Genomic DNA, 17,163 nt, shown 5'->3' with positions numbered 1-17,163 from the left:
CGTGCCACTGCACCTGGGACCGGACGACGCGCCGTCGTCGTTCCAAGACCTGCTCGCCACCGCGGGCTACCGGGCCGTCGCGGCGGGCCTGCGGCTCGGCGTGTTCGCCGCGCTGGCCGAAGGCCCGCGCCCGGTCGCCTCGCTGGCCGCCGCGCTGGGCACGGACCCGCGTGGCACCGGGCTGCTGGTCGACGCGCTGGTGTCGTTCGGCTACCTGACCGCGGGGCCGGACGGGTGCGCCAACACCGACGAGACCGCGAAGTGGTTGGCCGGCGGGTACTCCGACGTGGACGCGTTCTGGTCGGTGGTGCTGTTCGAGTCGTGGGAGGGGTTGGAGGAGTCGGTGCGCACCGGCCGGCCCGCGCTCGACTTCTACGCGTGGTTGGCGCAGCGGCCGGACCTGCTGCGCCGGTTCCAGGGCATGCTGTCCGGGCACGCCGACGCGATCGCGCCCGAGGTGGCGTCGATCGTGCCGGTCGGGGCCACGTTGTTGGACATCGGCGGCGGGCACGCCACGCACGCGATCCGGCTGTGCGTCACGCACCCCGGGCTCGCCGCGACCGTGATCGACCTGCCCGACGCGTTGGCGGTGGGCGCGGCGGCGGTCACCGACGCGGGGCTGAGCCGGCGGATCACCTTGCGCTCCGGTGACTACGACCGGCTCGACCTCGGCCGGGACTACGACACCGCGCTGCTGTTCAACGTGGTGCACGGGCGGACGGCGGCGGCCAACGAGTCGTTGCTCGAGCGCGTCGCGGCGGCCCTGCGGCCGGGCGGCGCGGTCGTGCTGCTGGAGCACGACGAGCACTCGCCCGACCGCGCGTCCGACGCCTTCGCCCGGGTGTTCAGCCTCAACCTGTTCCACGGCCAGGGCGGTCAGGTCTACGGCGCGGACGTGATCGCCGGGTGGCTGGCGGGCGCGGGTTTCGACGAGCCGGTCACCCACCCGTTGACCACGTCGCCGGGCCAGTCGTTGGTGGTCGCGCGCAAGGCGTGACGGCCCTCCCGGACGTCCGGGAGGGGCGACCCCCTCCCGGTTCGCCCGGTTCTGGGGGAAGATGCGCTCCTCCCGCTCCGGGTTCGACGCAGAAACGCAGGTGATCGCCGTGGACTCCGCACTGACGAGCGTCGGCCTCCCGGTCGCGCTGGCCGTGGTCATGTTCGGGCTCGGGCTGTCGCTGACGGTCGCCGACTTCGCCCGGATCGCACGGGAGCCGCGTGCCGTCGCCGTCGCGCTGGCCACCCAGCTGGTCCTGCTGCCGGCGGTGTGCTTCGGGCTGGTGGTGGTGCTGGGCCTGGACCCGGTGCTCGCGGTCGGCATGATGCTGCTCGCCGCGTCACCCGGCGGCACGACGGCGAACCTGTTCAGCCACCTGTTCCGCGGCGACGTCGCGCTGAACATCACGCTGACGGCGGTGAACTCGGTGCTCGCGGTGATCACCCTGCCGCTGGTGGTGAACTTCGCCCTGGACCACTTCGAGCCCGCGACCGGGGGCGCGGTGGGGCTGGAGTTCGGCAAGGTCGCCCAGGTGTTCGCGATCGTGCTGGTGCCGGTGGTGCTGGGCATGCTGGTGCGCCGTTGGTCGGCGGCGTTCGCCGACCGCGCGGACAAGCCGGTGCGGATCTTCTCGGCGGTGGTGCTGGTGGCCGTGATCGCGGGCACGATCGTCGCCGAACGGGAGAACGTCGGCGGCTACCTGGCCGACATCGGGCTGGTGACGGTGCTGTTCTGCGCGTGCAGCCTCGCCGCGGGCTACCTGCTCCCCCGGCTGGCGAGGGTCGGCAGGCGGCAGGCGATCGCGTCGGCGTTCGAGGTCGGGGTGCACAACAGCACGTTGGCGATCACGGTCGCGGTGACCGTGCTGGGCAGCGAGCAGCTCGCCGTGCCGGCTGCCGTCTACGGGGTGGTGATGTTCCCGCTCGCCGCCGCGGCCGGGTTCCTGCTGACCAGGGCGAAATCGGACCGCGACACCGTCGTGGGCTGAACGCCGCCCGCGCAAGGACCGGACGGACCAGCCGTCAGCCGATTTTTCGGGGTAACCGATACTCCACTCAAATGAGACCGGGTAGCACTCCGCTCCCCACCTGCCAAAGCAGTGCGTAACCGGCAACCCGCATGTCACCCTTCCGTGCTCACCCAAAAGTGTCACGAAGGGAACGAACCGGACCATGCGTTTACTCCGCCGCACGCCATTCCCGACACGTTCCAGACGCGTGACCGCCGCGGTCGCCGCGACCCTCGTGGTCGCCGCCACCACGGTGGCACTCCCGCCCACCGCGACCGCCGCCGTGCCGGCCGGCTTCACCGACACCCTGGCCATCGGCGGCCTCACCAGCCCCACCGCCGTCTCCTTCGCGCCGGACGGCCGCGTGTTCATCGCCGAGAAGAGCGGCCTGATCAAGGTCTTCGACTCGCTCGCCGACACCACCGCGACCGTGTTCGCCGACCTCCGCCCGCAGACGCACGACTTCTGGGACCGCGGCATGCTCGGCCTGGCCGTCGACCCGCAGTTCCCCACCCGCCCGTACGTCTACGTCGCCTACGCCTACGACGCGGTGCCCGGTGGCACCCACCCGCGCTGGGGCGACCAGTGCCCGACCCCACCCGGCGCCACCGACCAGGGCTGCGTCGTCACCGGCCGGGTGTCCAAGCTGACCGTGGGCTCCGGCGGCACGATGACCGCCGAGCAACCGCTGGTCACCGACTGGTGCCAGCAGTACCCGAGCCACTCCATCGGCACCGTCGTCTTCGGCCCCGACGGCGGCCTCTACGTCGGCGGCGGTGACGGCGCGAGCTTCAACTTCACCGACTACGGCCAGGTCGGCAACCCGTGCGCCGACCCGCCGTCGCCCGCGGGCACCAACCTCACCTCGCCGACCGCGCGCGGCGGCGCGTTGCGCTCCCAGTCGATCCGCCGACCGGCGGGCGAGCCGGTGAGCCTCGACGGCACGATCATCCGCATCGACCCCGACACGGGCGCGGGCCTGGCCGGCAACCCGTTCGCGGGCAACGCCGACGCCAACGCCAAGCGGGTCGTCGCCTACGGCCTGCGCAACCAGTTCCGCTTCGCCTTCCGCCCGGGCACCGACGAGCTGTGGGCGGGCGACGTCGGCTGGAACGTGTGGGAGGAGATCAACCGGATCGCGGACGTCAACGACGCGACCGCGGAGAACTTCGGCTGGCCGTGCTACGAGGGCTCGGCGCGCCAGGGCGGCTACGACGGCGCGAACCTGACGCTGTGCGAGTCGCTGTACACCGGCGCCGGCCAGACCGCGCCCTACTACGCCTACAACCACTCGGCCAAGGTCGTGGCGACCGACCCGTGCCCGACCGGTGGTTCGTCGATCTCGGGCATCGCGTTCGAGTCGACCAGCAACTACCCGCCCGCCTACGACGGCGCGTTGTTCTTCGCCGACAGCTCCCGCGGCTGCATCTGGGCCATGCAGACCACCGCCGGACAACCGGACCCGGCGAAGCTGGTGCCGTTCGTGACCGGCGTCAACGTCCCGGTGCAGGTCACCACCGGCCCCGGCGGCGACCTGTTCTACATCGCGCTGGGCGCGGGCCAGTTGCGCCGCGTCAGCTACCCGACCGGCAACCGGGCGCCGACCGCGGTCGCCACGGCCACCCCGCAGTCCGGCCCCGCGCCGCTGGCCGTGCAGTTCAGCGGCACCGGCTCGACCGACCCGGACGCCGGCGACACGCTGAGCTACGCGTGGGACCTCGACGGTGACGGCCAGTACGACGACTCCACCTCCGCCACCCCGACCCGCACCTACACCGCACAGGGCGCGGTCACGGTCCGGCTCAGGGTGACCGACCAGGCCGGCGCGTCCGGCACCACCGCGATCACCGTCACGGTCGGCACACCGGTCGCGGAGGATCCCGTGCCGGTGATCGACACGCCGACCGCGCCGCTGAACTGGTCGGTGGGTCAGAACGTGCCGTTCTCCGGGCACGCGACCGACCCGCAGGACGGCGCGCTGGCCGCGTCCGCGTTGAGCTGGAAGCTGAGCATCCAGCACTGCGCGACCAGCGGCTCGTGCCACGAGCACGTGGTGCAGACCTGGTCGGGCGTGGCCTCGGGCTCGTTCGTCGCGCCCGACCACGAGTACCCGTCCTACCTCGACCTGACGCTGACCGCCACGGACTCGTCGGGACGCACCAAGAGCACCACGACCAAGCTCGACCCGCGGACGGTGGCGCTGACCTTCACGTCGAGCCCGAGCGGCTTGCGGCTCAGCGTCGGCGGCACGGCGCAGACCACGCCGTTCACCCGCACGGTGATCGCCGGGTCGAACAACTCGATCAGCGCGCCGAGCCCGCAGAGCGGACCGCTCGGACTGCGCTACCGGTACGGCAGCTGGTCCGACGGCGGCGCGCAGACGCACAACATCGTCGCGCCGGCCAGTGCCGCCACCTACCGGGCGAACTACTCGTTGTGCCTGTGCTGAGGTGACCGGACCGGCCGCGGACACCCGTCCGCGGCCGGTCCCCCACCCTCGGGTCAGGCGATGGACGCGGGGAACCTGTCCCACACCCGGTGCGCGCCGAGGAGGGTCTGCACCTCGGCGAACACTCCTGCCGGGTCGTCACCGACGACGATGCCCAGGTCGCCCGCCGAGCAACCGGCCTCCACCAGGGCGGCCTCGCCGTTGCCCCAGACGCCGATCGCCTTGGCGTGCCGGTAGCACTCCTGGACCATCAGCACCACGCGCGGGTCCACGGTGACGCCGGGCGCCCCGGCCTTGGCGTCACGGCTGGGCAGCGCGTCCGGGCCCGGCGGCGGTGCGGCGGCCAGCAGCAGGGCGTCGAACTCGACCGAGCGGGCGGTGAGGAACGTCCGCTGCGCCACCAGCCCGTCCTCCAGCACCCCGCCGCGCGCCGCGATGACCAGCGGCACCATGCCGCCCGCGCTGATCGTCTGGCGCAGGGTGTGCAGACCGTCCAGGCTCGCCGGGTCGTTCACGTCCACCACGATGCCGATCAGCCGACCGTCCGGCGGCCACACCTGCCCGACCTGCGACAGCGCCGGACTGGGCACGACCTCGCCGACGGGCTCGGTGGGCTCCGGCGCGGGCAGGCCGAGACCGGCCGCCACCAGGGCGCACAGCTCGGCGTCCACGTTGGCGAGCACGCGCAGCTCACGTTCCTTGATGGCCTGCTCGTAGCACTTGCCCAGCTCGAACGTGAACGCCCGCACCAGGTGCTCCTTCTCCACCGGGCTCAGGCTCCGGTAGAACAGCCGGGGCTGGGTGTAGTGGTCGGAGAACGAGGCGGGCGCGCGACGCTCCTTCACCGACTCGGCGACCGGCTGCGGGAACTCCACGAACGCGCCGGTCTGCACACCCGCCATGAACGGGCAGCCGCCGTCCAGCGTGTTCGGCTTGTACGGCGCCACACCGCTGTGCACGGCGTGCTGGTGGAACCCGTCGCGCAGCATGTCGTTGACCGGCGCGTGCGGCCGGTTGATCGGGATCTGGTTGAAGTTGGGCCCGCCCAGCCTGCTGAGCTGCGTGTCGATGTAGGAGAACAGGCGCGCGTGCAGCAGCGGGTCGTCGGTCACGTCGATGCCCGGCGGCAGGTGCCCGACGTGGAAGGCCACCTGTTCGGTCTCGGCGAAGTAGTTGGTCGTGTTGCGGTTGAGCGTGAGCATGCCGATCGGCTGCACCGGCGCCAGTTCCTCGGGCACGATCTTGGTCGAGTCGAGCAGGTCGATGCCCTCGAACGTCTGCTCCGGGGTGTCCGGGAAGACCTGGACGCCCAGCTCCCACTGCGGGAACGCGCCGGACTCGATCGCGTCGAACAGGTCGCGCCGGTGGAAGTCCGGGTCGACGCCGGCGATCATCTGCGCCTCCTCCCACAGCAGGGAGTGCACGCCGAGCTTCGGCTTCCAGTGGAACTTGGCCAGCGACGTCCGCCCCTCGGCGTCGACCAGCCGGAACGTGTGGACGCCGAAGCCCTCCATGGTCCGGTAGGAGCGCGGCACGGCCCGGTCCGACATCTGCCACATCACGTGGTGGGTGGCCTCGGTGTGCGTGGACACGAAGTCCCAGAACGTGTCGTGGGCGCTCTGCGCCTGCGGGATCTCGCGGTCCGGGTGGGGCTTGGCGGCGTGGATGATGTCGGGGAACTTGATGCCGTCCTGGATGAAGAACACCGGGATGTTGTTGGCCACCAGGTCGAACGTGCCCTCGTCGGTGTAGAACTTCGTGGCGAAGCCACGCGTGTCACGCACCGTGTCCGCCGAGCCGCGTGAACCCACGACCGTGGAGAACCGGGTGAACACGGGCGTGGTCACGCCCTCCTTGAGGAAACCGGCCTTGCACACCTGCTCCGCGGTGCCGTAGCCGACGAAGACGCCGTGCACGGCGGCGCCTCTCGCGTGCACCACCCGTTCGGGGATGCGTTCGTGGTCGAAGTGGGTGATCTTCTCCCGCAGGTGGTGGTCCTGCAGCAGTGTCGGGCCACGCGCGCCGGCCTTGAGCGAGTGGTCGGTGTCGTACAGGCGCGTGCCCGTCGACGTGGTCAGGTACTCGCCCTGCTGCTCCCTGGTGTCGGCCGCGGCGCCGGTCTCCGCGCCGGTCGCGGTCCGCGTCTGCGGGGACGCCTGGTCCGGCTTGCGCGGCAGCGGCCCCCGGGGCTCGTTCGGCGGGTCCAGGGGCGGTGGAGCGCTGCCGGGCGTGCCCGGGATCGGCGGTGTGACCAGGTCGGCGACCTTCTCCACCGCCTTCTCCAGGGCTTCCTTCACGACTTTGGCGGGCTTGCTCGCGTCCACGTGCTCCTCCTCGTCGGCAGTCCTTCGCCGACTACCCGCGTCGGAGCGACCTACACGCCGCGACGTCCGATCAGAGTGCGATGAGGCCCGCGTTTGTCGGCTGGAACCCGCAGCTGTCGAAGTAGAACGGCTTGAGGTGGTCGTCGAAGTCGACGTGGAGCCACTCGCACCCGGCGGCCCGGGCGCCGTCCACGGCCGCGGCGACGAGGTCGCGTCCGACGCCGTGCCGCCGTTCGGGTGCGGTGACGAGGGTGTCGAGGATGAACGCGTGGATCGCGCCGTCCCAGGCCACGTTGACGAACCCGATCAGGTGACCGTCGCGGCGTGCGGTGACCCAGCCGAGGCTGTGCCGGGTGACCTGACCCCACCAGTCGTCGTCCAGCGGCGGGTGGTCGAACCCTTCCGCGTGCAGGGCGTCGACCTTTGGGTTGTGGAACCGGCCGCGCCATTCGTAGCTGATCATCGAGCCAGGGTACGGAGGCGGGCGTGGCGGGCGCCCGCGCTTTTCCGACTCAGGCTCGGGTCGTGCGGCGTATCGGACCGTGGTCTGATCACCAAGTCCGGACCTCGGACCGATCCGCGCCCCGGCCCCCGCCGGCACCTTTAGCCCCATGACGACGCACTACACATTCCCCGGCCGGTGGGTCGCCGCCGGCACCATGGTCCTGGGTCCGGTCCTGCTGCTCGTCGGCACGCTGCTGCGGTGGCCGTTCCACTACTTCTTCCCGCAGCAGCTGGCCGCCGTGGCCGAGCGGCCGGGCGTGATGACCGCCGCGCACACCGCGGTCGTGGCCGGGACCGTGCTGCTCGCACCCGCCGTGATCGCGTTGGCCCACCAGATCGGGCGGACGCGACCGGCCCTGGCGACCTGGGGCGCGGCGCTCGTGCTGGTGGGCCTGTTCGAACGCACCTTCCACGCGGGCATCGACCAAGCCGCCCACGGCCTCGTACGACGTGAGGGCGCGGAGGCAGCGACGGTGCTGGTCGGACAGTCCTACCAGGACTTGCACCTGTTCAGCTTCCTGTCGTTCACCATCCTGTTCGGCTGGCTGGTGCTGGCCTTCGCCGCCTACCGCAGCGGCGCGCTGGGCCCGTTCCGCGCACTGGCCCTGGCCGCGATGTGCCTGCTGCCGTTAGGCGTGCTGAAGGGCACCGAGATCACGTCCGTCATCGCCGTGGTCGGCCTGTGCGCCGCCTTCATCCCCGGCGGCGTGCGACTGGCGTTCGCCGGCCCGAGGCCGAACCGCCGATCGGTCCTGCTCACCCTCGCCACCGCGCCCGCTCTCGGCGCACTGGCCTACGTCAGCACTCTGGGCTGACCCCGTGCCGACGCCTTGCCCCGAACCGGTGATCTCAGACGCTGTCCAGGTCGGTGGCGGTGAGGGCGTCGAGCTCGTCGAGCCGCAGTTGCACCCGTTGGGCGTCGGCGTCGCGGCCTTGCTCCCGGTACAGCTCCAGTGCCTCCTGCCAGGCCGCACGGGCCTGGTCGTGTTCTCCAAGGGCGACGTGGGGATGGCCGACGCGGTGGAGCGTTTCTGCGGCCTCATAGGTGTTTCCCTGGATGCGGAACAGGGTGAGGGCTTGGTGGTAGCGCTCGACGGACTCCCAGTGGTCGCCGGTGCGATGGGCGATGAAGCCGAGGCTGTCCAGGGTGGCCGCCTCACCGTCGAGGTTGTGGTGGTGTCGGTGCAGGGTGAGAGCGGCGTGGCAGTGGTCGCGGGCGGCCTCGAGGTCGTCCAAGCGCGCGGCGTGCCAACCTACCTGGTTAAGGCTATCGGCTTCCCACACTGGCTGGCCGAGGACGCGGTAGAGGTCGAGGGCCTTTCGGGCCTGTTCCAGTGCCCGCTGATCGTCTCCCCGCTGTCCCCAGGCGAACCCGAGCACCGTGCGGGTATGTGCCTGTTCGGCAAGGTCGTGGTGGTGCACGGCTATTCGGAGGGCGCGGTACAGGTGCCCGGTAGCCTCCTCGTGTAGGCCCAGGCGGGAACAAGCGCGGCCAAGAAGCCGGTGGGCACGGCTGCGGCTGGCGGGGTTGGGCAGGTGGACGGCGGCGTCCAGCGCAGCCCGCCACGAGGCGAGTGAGTCGCGCCGGTGCCCCCGCCAGCGGTGGAAGGCGGTCAGTGTCCAGGCGAGGTGCCACACGACCTGGTGACGGCCGAGGGCGACGGCAATGCCCTGGGTGGCCAACAGGATGGCGTGCTCGGTCTCCAGCCAGGTGGCGGCGGCGGCAGCGTCGGCCAGCAGGAGCGGGTGGACACCGGGCGTGGGCGGGGCGGGTTGCAGGACCGGGCGGTGAGGTTCCAAGAGGCGGTCGGCGGCGAAAGCGGTGTGCAGGTGGAAGTCCATGACCCGTGTCAGGGCAGCCTTCCGCACGTCGTCGGGCAGGTAGTGGGCGGTAGTAGCGGCGTAGTCGCGGACCAGGTCGTGCATGGCGTACCGGCCGCCCGGTCGTCGTTCGACCAGCGACGCCTCCTCCAGCGCCGATAACGCCTTGCGCGCGCGGACCCTGGGCAGGCCGGTCAGGGAGACCACGGCGGGCAGGGTGGTGTCAGGGCCGGGCGCGATGCCCAGCAGGCCGAACACGGTGCGTTGTTCGTCGGTGAGCCGGCGCAGGGACCAGGACAGCACAGCGGGCAGGCTCGCGGCCGGGTCGGTGTCGTGGTCGAGCACCTCCAGGCGCAGTTCGCGCAGTTCGGCGGCGATCTCGGCCAGGGGGACGCCGGGACGGGTGGCGGCGTTGCGGGCGGTGATCGACAGGGCCAGCGGGTAGCCCCCGCACAGGTCGACCAGTTCGTCGACGGCGTCGGGCTCGGCGGCGGCACGGTCCGCGCCCACGCGTACGGCCAGCAAGACGCGGGCCTCGGCACGGGTGAGGACGCCCAGGGTCAGGTGGCGGACGGCGTGCCGGTCGATCAGGGAGGCGAGCCGGTGACGGCCGGTGACCAGCACGGTGCAGGTCGGGCTGCCCGGCAACAACGGGATGACCTGCTCGCTCGTCGCGGCGTTGTCCAGCACGACCAGCATCCGCCGCCCCGCGACCAGGCTCCGGTACAGCGCCGCCTGCGCCTCCAGGTCGGCCGGGATCCGGCCGGGATCGACGCCCAGCGCGTCGAGGAATCCGCGTACCGCCACGGCCGGGTCCATCGGCTCTCCCGCGGGGCTGAACCCGTGCAGGTCCACGAACAGCTGTCCGTCGGGGAACCGGTGCAGGTGCCGGTGCGCCCACGCGAGCGCCAGCCAGGTCTTGCCCATCCCGCCGGCACCACCGAGCGCCGAGACCACCACCGTCGCACCCCCGACAGGCAGGTCGGCGCAGTCCTGTCCCCGCACGGCCCTGTCCGGCCCGGCCGGGACGACGTCGGTCAGGCCGGCGTCGGTCAGGGCACGGTCCAACCCGGCCAGCTCGGCCACCCGCCCCGCGATTAACTCGGGCGCCGCGGGCAGCTGACGTGGCACCACCGGCGTGGGCGGAAGCGGTGCCGCGTGCAGATGCACGCCACCGTGCACGACACCGGCCTGCACCACCCCGCCCACGACACCGAACGCCGTGTTGCGCACACCCAGAGCACCCGCGCCGGCGGGCCCGGAGGCAGGGTCGTCGGGTCGTTCCGGCTCGGGTGACACCACCGCAGTACACCTCCCTGACCCGGTCCACGGCCGGGCAACCCAGCGTTCCACCGCGCCACCGTCACACGGACCGGCATCGGTGGAGTTCACCCGACCGCATCGACCCCCACTGCGCACCAGACCGCCGGAGCCGCGGCGAGCGGAGGATCAGCGTCACCGGGGTGAACGGCGCTGGGTGGGTTCGGCTAAGTCCGCGACAGGTAGCCGGCGACGGCCCGGCCCAGCTCCACCGGGTCCTGGCCCGGCCGGGTCAGGGCGCCGGCGTTCCAGAGGGTCGCGAAGCCGTGCACGATCGACCAGGCGGCGGCCGAGGCGAGGCCGGGGTCCGACCGGTCCGCGACACCGCCCGCCAGGACCGCTCCCGCTCGGTCACGGGCGAGCGTCACCGCCGGGTCGTCCGCGTGGTAGAGGTCGGGACGGAACATCACCTCGAAATGGGCGCGGTGCTCGATCGCGAAGCGCACGTAGGCCGTGCCGACCTCGACGAAGTCGCCGCCCGCCGTCCGGGTCGCCTCCAGGTCCTCCGCCAGGAGCGTGAAGCCCTCGGTGGCGAGCGCGGTCAGCACACCCGCCTTGTCCTTGAAGTGGTGCACGGGCCCGGCGTGCGACACCCCGACCCGACGAGCCAGGTCGCGCAGACCGAGGCCGCTGACACCGTGCTCGGTGATCACCTCGACGGCGGCGTCCAGGACGGCGCGGCGCAGGCCGCCGTGGTGGTACGGGCGTTCGGCTGTCACGGGCACAGCCTAGCCGCGATCTAGTCATTGACAACATTACGGGCGCGAGGCAATCTTGCCACTGTAAAGTTCGCGATCCCGGAGGAGTCCGCCGTGGCACCGCTCGTCATCCTCGTGCTCGTCACGCTCGCCCTGACCGGCCTGCGCGCCCTCGGCGTCACCCGCATCCCGGCCTGGCCGTTCGCCGTGCAGGGCGGGGTCGCGGCGATGTTCACCGCGACCGGCCTGGCCCACTTCATCGGCATGCGCGAGCAGCTGATCGCGATGGTGCCGCCAGTGGTGCCGGCGCCCGAACTGGTGGTCACCGTGACGGGTGTGCTCGAACTCGCGGGTGCCGTGGGCGTGCTGTGGCGACCGACCGCGCCGTGGGCGGCGGCCGGGTTGACCGCGATGCTGGTCGGCATGTTCCCGGCGAACGTCCACGCCGCGATGGAGGGCATCTCCCCGTCGTTCGGAGACGCCCTGCTGCCGCGCACGCTGATGCAGATCGTCTTCCTGGCGGCCACCGTGACCGTCCTGGTCCACCACCTGCGCCTGCGCCGGCAGCCGCTCGACCACACCCCGGTGCGAGGAACGGCCCGGGTATGAGGCCCGGGTCAGGTAGTGGGCAGGGCGAAGCGCCGCACGCCCTTCGGGGCGTGCACGACCAGGGCTTCCGCCAGCGTCGAGCACGGCGGGATCTCGCGGTCCAGCCCGCTGATCTGGAACGGCCGCAGGACGTGGCGACGGCTGGCCACCACGCGCAGCTGCACGCCCGCCGCCTTGGCCGCCACGAGGGCGCGGTAGAGCTCGTTCAGGCCCGCGGCGGCGAAGAACTCGACGTCGCTGAGGTCCACCACCACCGGGGCGGGCGGGGTGGCCAGCGCCAGTCCGACCGCGATCTCGTGCTTGAGCTCGCGCACGGTCAACGCGTCCACCTCGCCGGCGACGCGCACCACGACGGCATATCCGTGCACTTGGCGCTCCACCCTGAACGGGTGAATGAACGGTTCTGTAATCACGGCCGCAGCCTCCTCGGAGGTCGAAGAAGGCAGTGGCTGCTGGCTCAACCCGCTGCGCCATCCGACGGTACCCCCTCCCGGTAAAACCCGCAGATCAGGGCCGTACCGGTCAGCTCGCCGAAGCGGCCACGCGGGAGAACACCGCCACCGGCCACCACCGCGGCCGCACGGGCACCCGCCGCACGTCGGCGAAACCCGAGAAAACCTCGGGTTCGACCTGGGTGAACCGGAAGTCGTACACCAGCAGCACGCCACCGGGACGCAGCACGCGCCCCAGCTCGGCCACCGCATCACGCCGGTCCGGCCACTCGTGCATGCTCAACGTCGAGACGACCACGTCCACGCTGTCGTCGGGGTGCGGCAGCGAGACCACGTCCGCGACCTGGAACGTGATGCGCGACGCCCAGGGGCCGACCGCGGCCCTGGCCACGTCGACCATGTCGGCGGACAGGTCGACACCTCCCAGCACGAGGTCCGCTCGGCGGGCCGCGACCTCGTGCAGGAGCCGGCCGGGCCCGGTGCCGACGTCGAGCACCACGCCGTCCGGTGGCGCGAGCGCGGCCACGTCGGCGGCGACCCGCCGGTAGAGGCTGACCAGCAGCGGGCGGGCCCGCCGGTCGTAGGACGCACTGCGCCGGCGGTCGAAGTAGCCGGGGGCGGACGGGCGGTCGGGCACGGTGCTCTCCTCGGGTGGTTGACAACACCACCGACTGTGCAACTTCATGTCGACGTGAAGTCAAGCGAGGAGATGTCGATCGGCACGCTGGCCGACCGCTTCGGGCTGGCCACCCACGTGCTGCGGCACTGGGAGGACGTGGGCCTGCTGACCCCGCGCCGGCAGGCGAACGGCCGGCGGCGTTACGGGCGCGCGGACGAGGCGCGGATCGCGATGATCCTGCTCGCCAAGGACGCCGGGCTCGGCCTGGACCGGATCCGGCTGCTGTTCGCCGCCACCGACGACCGGTCGGCCCGTCGCGCGCTCTACCGCGAGCACCACGACCGGCTGGCCGAGCGGATCGCGTCGCTCCGGACGTCGCTCGCGGTGCTCGAACACGCGATGGGCTGCGAAGCCGAGGACATCAGCGCGTGCCCCGACTTCCAGGCCGCGGTCGCCGCCCGCATCCCGAAGTGACCACACGGCCACCGCGACGTGGCCGGGCGGCGTGGTCGACAATGGACCGATGGCACACATCGGCAGCGTGGTCCTCAAAGTCGGCGACCTCCACCGGGCGGCGGAGTTCTGGACCGGGGCCCTCGGCTACGAGTTGCGCGGCGGCCCGATCGGTGAGGACAGCCCGGTCCTGGTGCCCAAGCACGGCGCCGGCTCCGCGATCACGCTGGACGAGTCCGATCGGACGCACTTCGACCTGCACGTGGCCGACGAGGCCGAGCTGGCCGCGGAGGTCGAAAGGCTGGTCTCCCTCGGCGCCGAACGCGTCCCGTGGGACTACCCGCCGGACGCCACGTTCGTCGTCCTCGCCGACACCGAGGGCAACCTGTTCTGCGTGGTGAACACGGGCCGGGGTTGACCGGTCAGTCGACGGCCAGGGCCTCGAAGTACGGCTTCTGCGACGGGTAGTAGTCGTCGAAGGCCGGCAGCGGCGCGCCGGTGCGGGAGGCGACCAGCATGTCCAGGTAGTACTCCCACCCGGGCCCGACCTCACCCATGCCCTCCTCGGTCGAGAGGTGGTGCACCAGGCGCAGCTCGGTCACACCGTCCACTTCGGACAGCAGCAGTTCCAGCCGCCAGGTGCCCGCCTCGTCCACCATCGACAGCGCCAGCCGCCGGGGTGGGTCGCAGGCGTCGATGCGCACCTCCGCCCACGGTTCCTGCTCCTCGAACACCAACTGCACCTTCACCGTGCGCCCCGGCCCGGCCTCGCCCTCCCACGGACCGAACCACCGGGCGGTGCGCTCCGGCTCGGTCAGGCTCGCCCACACGTCGTCGGCGAGCGCGCGGAACGTGCGGGTGAGCACCAGGTCGCTGCCCGCCTCGGTGCGGAACAGGCGGCCGGTGGGGGTGGGGGTCATGCGGTGTTCTCCTTCGGTTCGTCGGTACGGCGTTCCCGCCGGGTGCGGTAGACCTCGGTGTCCAGCGCGTCGAGGTGGTGCGCCCAACCCGAGGGCCGGTCGAAGCCCGCGAGCCAGCGCGCCAGCGGCGTCAACCGGGAGGCGTCGAGCACGTAGAACCGCTGCCTGCCCACCAGTTCGTCGCGCACCAGCCCGCTCTCGCGCAGCACCCGCAGGTGTCGGCTCACCGCGGGACGGCTGATCGCGAACCGCTCGGCGATCTGCCCGGCCGACAGCCGCGCGTCCCCACGCAGCATCTCCAGGATCTCCCGCCGCACCGGGTCGGCGATCGCACCGGCCACCTCGTCCACACCCGGAAGCGTAACCACTGGGTTACACGTTAGGCAATGCCCTCCAGGAACGCGGTCAACGCCCGCCGGTAGGGCTCGACCGTGGTCAGGTCGGCGTGCTCGTCCGGCCCGTGCTGCCCGTCCCCGCCCACGCCGAAGATCACCGCGTCGATCCCCCGCTGGAAGTAGAACCGGGCGTCGGCCGCGCCGTGCTTGCGCAGCAGGTCGCCCGAGTAGCCCTCGGCACGGGCCGCGCGCTGCAACGCCCGCAGGTCAGGGCCGTCCGGGTCGGCCCGGTGCGGCGGCTCGACGTGGTCGACGGCGGCCGTGACACCGGGCGGGCACAGGGCGGTGAAGTGGGCCGCGATCTCCTGCGGCGACCGGCCGACGAGGTCGGCGTCCTCCGGCGGGAACCGGACGTCCAGCCACGCGGTCGCGTCCGCGGGCACCTGGTTGAGCGCCTGGTTCCCGGACGAGATCCGGGCGACGTTCACCGTGGTCCGCCACTCCTCCCCCGTCGCCACCGGGTACGCGGCCAGCACGCCGTCCACCGCCCGCATCACCTTCAGCAGCGCGTTGTCGCCGAGCCACTGGTACGCGCTGTGCGCGGCCCGTCCCACCGCGTGCAGCCGCACGGTGACCAGGCCCTTCGACTCGGCCACCACGCGCAGCGCGCTGTGCTCCCCGATCACCACGAACGACGCCGTCACGCCCTGCTCCAGCTGGTGCAGCGTGCCGTGGCGCCCGCCCACCTCCTCGTCGGTCACCAGTTGCAACCCGATCGGGTAAGGCAGCCGGGCGGCCGTGTCCCGGAACACCGAGGCCAGCACCAGCGCGGACAGCTTCATGTCCTGCGCGCCGCGGGCGACGAGCCGGTCGCCGTCCCGCCGGGGCCGGAACTGCTCGTCCGCGCCCGGCACCACGTCCAGGTGAGCGTTGAAGATCACCCGGAAGTGCGGGCGGTGTTCGCCCCGGTAGACGAGCGCGCTCGGCTTGCCGGCCGCCTCGAACCGCTCCGCGGTGAAACCCGGGCCCACGACCTCCAGCACGAAGTCCAACGCCCGGCGCAGGTCGTCCGGCCGGTCGGCGGTGGAGCGGATGCCGAGCAACTGCTCGGTCAGCGGCAGCAGGTCCATCCCGCCATCGTGCCCGCACCGCACCGGTCGGCACAGCTCACGGCGCGTCCGCGATCGCCTCCGGCACACCGTCCACAGCGGACGGACAACGCGGCCGGGCGCGCAGTTCCACGACCGCCACCACCAGGGCCGCCGCCACCGCCACCGTCGCGCCGCCCACGGCGACCGCCACCGCCACCGGGAAGTTCTGCTCGGACGCGGCCAGCACCGTGTAGAAGACGCCGGTCAACGCCGCCGTGCCGATCGCCGAGCCGATGCGCTGCCCGGTCTGCAACGCCCCGCCGGCCGCGCCCGCCATCGAGACCGGCACGTACCGCAGGGTCAACGTGGTGTTCGGCGAGATCACCCACCCGCCGCCGACGCCCGCCAGCAGCAACGCGGGCGCGACCGCCCACCCGGCCACCTGCGGCGGCACCACCAGCAGCACCAGCGCGGTCACCGCGAGCCCCACCACCACCATGCCCAACCCGGTGACGGTCAGCTTGCGGCCCCACTTCTCGACCATCCGCCCGCCGGCCACCGCGGACGCCGCCGAACCCACCGCGAACGGCGTCACGGCCAGCCCGGACTCCAGCGGCGAGTAGCCCAACCCGTTCTGGAAGAACAGCGCGAACACCAGCCAGATGCCGGCGAACCCGACGAAGTACACCATCCCGACCAGCGCGCCCGTGCCGTAACCGGGCGTGCCGGTGAACAGGGCGATGTCCAGCATCGGGCTGCGGCCACGCGCGGCGACCTGCCGTTCCCACCGCACGAACAGCACCAGCAACGCCGCACCGAGCCCGAACAGCCACCACAACCGCGCCAACCCGCCCGCCTCGGCCAGCACCAGCGGCAGCATCACGGCCAGCACCCCGGTGCCGAGCAGGGCCGCGCCGACGAGGTCGAGGTGCCCGCGCGGGCCACCGCGCCCCCGGGGCAGCAGGCGGGCCGCCAGCACCAGCGCGACCACGCCGATCGGCACGTTGACGTAGAAGATCCACCGCCAGCCGTCGTCCTCGCCGGCCACGGCCAGGATGACGCCGCCGATCACCGGCCCGATCGCGGTGGACACGCCGACCGTGGAGCCGAAGACCCCGAACGCCCGGCCGCGTTCCGCGCCCCGGAACAGCTGCTGGATCAGCGCCGAGTTCTGCGGCGCCAACGCGCCGGCCGAGATGCCCTGCGCCAGGCGTGCCACGATCAGCACCTCCGTCGTCGGCGCGAGCCCCGCCAACGCGCTGAACAGCACGAACCCGCCCAACGCGACCAGGAACATGGTCCGTCGCCCGATCGCGTCACCGAGCCGCCCGGCGGGCACCAGGGCAAGGCCGAACGCCAGCGCGTACCCCGAGACGACCCACTGCGCACCGGCCGGCGTGGTGCCGAGGCCGTGCTGGATCGACGGCAGCGCCACGGACACGATGCTCACGTCGAGCAGGCTCATGAACCCGGCCACGAGCGTGACCGTGAACGCCTTCCACCGTCGGGGGTCCGGCTCGTAGGCGCTGGTCACCACCCATTCCTACCCGGCGGCGCGATCA

The 17,163-nt window shown here is 72.4% G+C and carries 17 protein-coding genes; 7 read left to right on the top strand and 10 right to left on the bottom strand.

Going from position 1 to position 17,163, the window contains the following annotated elements:
* The first annotated feature begins 1 nt into the window (after window position 1).
* The 3 genes from AB0K14_RS19710 (at window position 2) to AB0K14_RS19700 (ending at window position 4,455) form a co-directional block, all read left to right on the top strand.
* On the top strand, window positions 2–997 hold the full coding sequence (locus tag AB0K14_RS19710) for a class I SAM-dependent methyltransferase (RefSeq protein WP_360466598.1): 996 nt from the start codon (window positions 2–4) through the stop codon (window positions 995–997).
* A gap of 109 nt (window positions 998–1,106) precedes the next feature.
* A complete protein-coding gene (locus AB0K14_RS19705; RefSeq protein WP_360466601.1) occupies window positions 1,107–1,985 on the top strand; it encodes a bile acid:sodium symporter family protein in 879 nt (292 codons plus the stop codon).
* A gap of 229 nt (window positions 1,986–2,214) precedes the next feature.
* On the top strand, window positions 2,215–4,455 hold the full coding sequence (locus tag AB0K14_RS19700) for a PQQ-dependent sugar dehydrogenase (RefSeq protein ID WP_364338422.1): 2,241 nt from the start codon (window positions 2,215–2,217) through the stop codon (window positions 4,453–4,455).
* Between the two features lie 53 nt (window positions 4,456–4,508).
* Here the strand turns inward: AB0K14_RS19700 and AB0K14_RS19695 are convergent, their stop codons facing one another.
* Window positions 4,509–6,779: a catalase gene (locus AB0K14_RS19695; protein ID WP_360459510.1), complete on the bottom strand. Its 2,271-nt coding sequence runs from the start codon at window positions 6,777–6,779 to the stop codon at window positions 4,509–4,511.
* A gap of 70 nt (window positions 6,780–6,849) precedes the next feature.
* Entirely contained in the window at window positions 6,850–7,242 is a 393-nt protein-coding gene (locus AB0K14_RS19690) for a GNAT family N-acetyltransferase (protein ID WP_360459512.1), read from the bottom strand.
* A 148-nt stretch (window positions 7,243–7,390) separates the two neighbouring features.
* Between AB0K14_RS19690 and AB0K14_RS19685 the strand changes: the two genes are divergently transcribed.
* Complete coding sequence (locus AB0K14_RS19685) at window positions 7,391–8,098, top strand: hypothetical protein (protein ID WP_360459514.1); 708 nt, start codon at window positions 7,391–7,393, stop codon at window positions 8,096–8,098.
* A 34-nt stretch (window positions 8,099–8,132) separates the two neighbouring features.
* On the opposite strand, the gene AB0K14_RS19680 is transcribed toward AB0K14_RS19685, so the two are convergent.
* Together AB0K14_RS19680 and AB0K14_RS19675 are read right to left on the bottom strand one after the other, a co-directional pair.
* Window positions 8,133–10,406 (bottom strand): tetratricopeptide repeat protein, encoded by a 2,274-nt coding sequence (locus AB0K14_RS19680; protein WP_360459516.1) that lies wholly within the window; start codon window positions 10,404–10,406, stop codon window positions 8,133–8,135.
* A gap of 185 nt (window positions 10,407–10,591) precedes the next feature.
* Window positions 10,592–11,143 (bottom strand): TetR/AcrR family transcriptional regulator, encoded by a 552-nt coding sequence (locus tag AB0K14_RS19675; protein ID WP_360459518.1) that lies wholly within the window; start codon window positions 11,141–11,143, stop codon window positions 10,592–10,594.
* A gap of 93 nt (window positions 11,144–11,236) precedes the next feature.
* On the opposite strand from AB0K14_RS19675, the gene AB0K14_RS19670 reads away from it, so the two are divergent.
* Complete coding sequence (locus AB0K14_RS19670; protein ID WP_360459520.1) at window positions 11,237–11,731, top strand: DoxX family protein; 495 nt, start codon at window positions 11,237–11,239, stop codon at window positions 11,729–11,731.
* An 8-nt stretch (window positions 11,732–11,739) separates the two neighbouring features.
* Here AB0K14_RS19670 and AB0K14_RS19665 read toward each other — a convergent pair whose 3' ends face one another.
* A complete protein-coding gene (locus AB0K14_RS19665; protein ID WP_364338418.1) occupies window positions 11,740–12,111 on the bottom strand; it encodes an STAS domain-containing protein in 372 nt (123 codons plus the stop codon).
* A 142-nt stretch (window positions 12,112–12,253) separates the two neighbouring features.
* On the bottom strand, window positions 12,254–12,820 hold the full coding sequence (locus tag AB0K14_RS19660; protein WP_360459524.1) for a class I SAM-dependent methyltransferase: 567 nt from the start codon (window positions 12,818–12,820) through the stop codon (window positions 12,254–12,256).
* Between the two features lie 54 nt (window positions 12,821–12,874).
* Between AB0K14_RS19660 and AB0K14_RS19655 the strand changes: the two genes are divergently transcribed.
* Both AB0K14_RS19655 and AB0K14_RS19650 read left to right on the top strand, forming a co-directional pair.
* On the top strand, window positions 12,875–13,276 hold the full coding sequence (locus AB0K14_RS19655; protein ID WP_360459526.1) for a MerR family transcriptional regulator: 402 nt from the start codon (window positions 12,875–12,877) through the stop codon (window positions 13,274–13,276).
* A 49-nt stretch (window positions 13,277–13,325) separates the two neighbouring features.
* The gene (locus AB0K14_RS19650; protein WP_360459528.1) at window positions 13,326–13,673 is read left to right on the top strand and encodes a VOC family protein; all 348 of its coding nucleotides are present in this window, start codon (window positions 13,326–13,328) and stop codon (window positions 13,671–13,673) included.
* Between the two features lie 4 nt (window positions 13,674–13,677).
* On the opposite strand, the gene AB0K14_RS19645 is transcribed toward AB0K14_RS19650, so the two are convergent.
* Genes AB0K14_RS19645 through AB0K14_RS19630 form a run of 4 tightly spaced genes read right to left on the bottom strand, consistent with a single transcriptional unit; the run spans window position 13,678 to window position 17,135 of the window.
* The gene (locus AB0K14_RS19645; RefSeq protein WP_360459530.1) at window positions 13,678–14,175 is read right to left on the bottom strand and encodes an SRPBCC family protein; all 498 of its coding nucleotides are present in this window, start codon (window positions 14,173–14,175) and stop codon (window positions 13,678–13,680) included.
* A complete protein-coding gene (locus AB0K14_RS19640; RefSeq protein ID WP_360459532.1) occupies window positions 14,172–14,525 on the bottom strand; it encodes a metalloregulator ArsR/SmtB family transcription factor in 354 nt (117 codons plus the stop codon). Before AB0K14_RS19640 ends, AB0K14_RS19645 begins: the two co-directional genes overlap by 4 nt.
* 29 nt (window positions 14,526–14,554) lie before the next feature.
* Window positions 14,555–15,640, bottom strand: coding sequence for a M20/M25/M40 family metallo-hydrolase (locus tag AB0K14_RS19635; RefSeq protein WP_360459534.1), 1,086 nt, complete (start codon window positions 15,638–15,640; stop codon window positions 14,555–14,557).
* A 37-nt stretch (window positions 15,641–15,677) separates the two neighbouring features.
* Window positions 15,678–17,135 (bottom strand): MFS transporter, encoded by a 1,458-nt coding sequence (locus tag AB0K14_RS19630; RefSeq protein ID WP_360459536.1) that lies wholly within the window; start codon window positions 17,133–17,135, stop codon window positions 15,678–15,680.
* Between the last annotated feature and the right edge of the window lie 28 nt (window positions 17,136–17,163).

Source organism: Actinosynnema sp. NPDC050801, from assembly GCF_040673975.1.
GTDB lineage: Bacteria > Actinomycetota > Actinomycetes > Mycobacteriales > Pseudonocardiaceae > Actinosynnema.
Note: the sequence above shows the minus strand (reverse complement) of the source record. Positions and strands in the feature narration are given on the sequence as shown.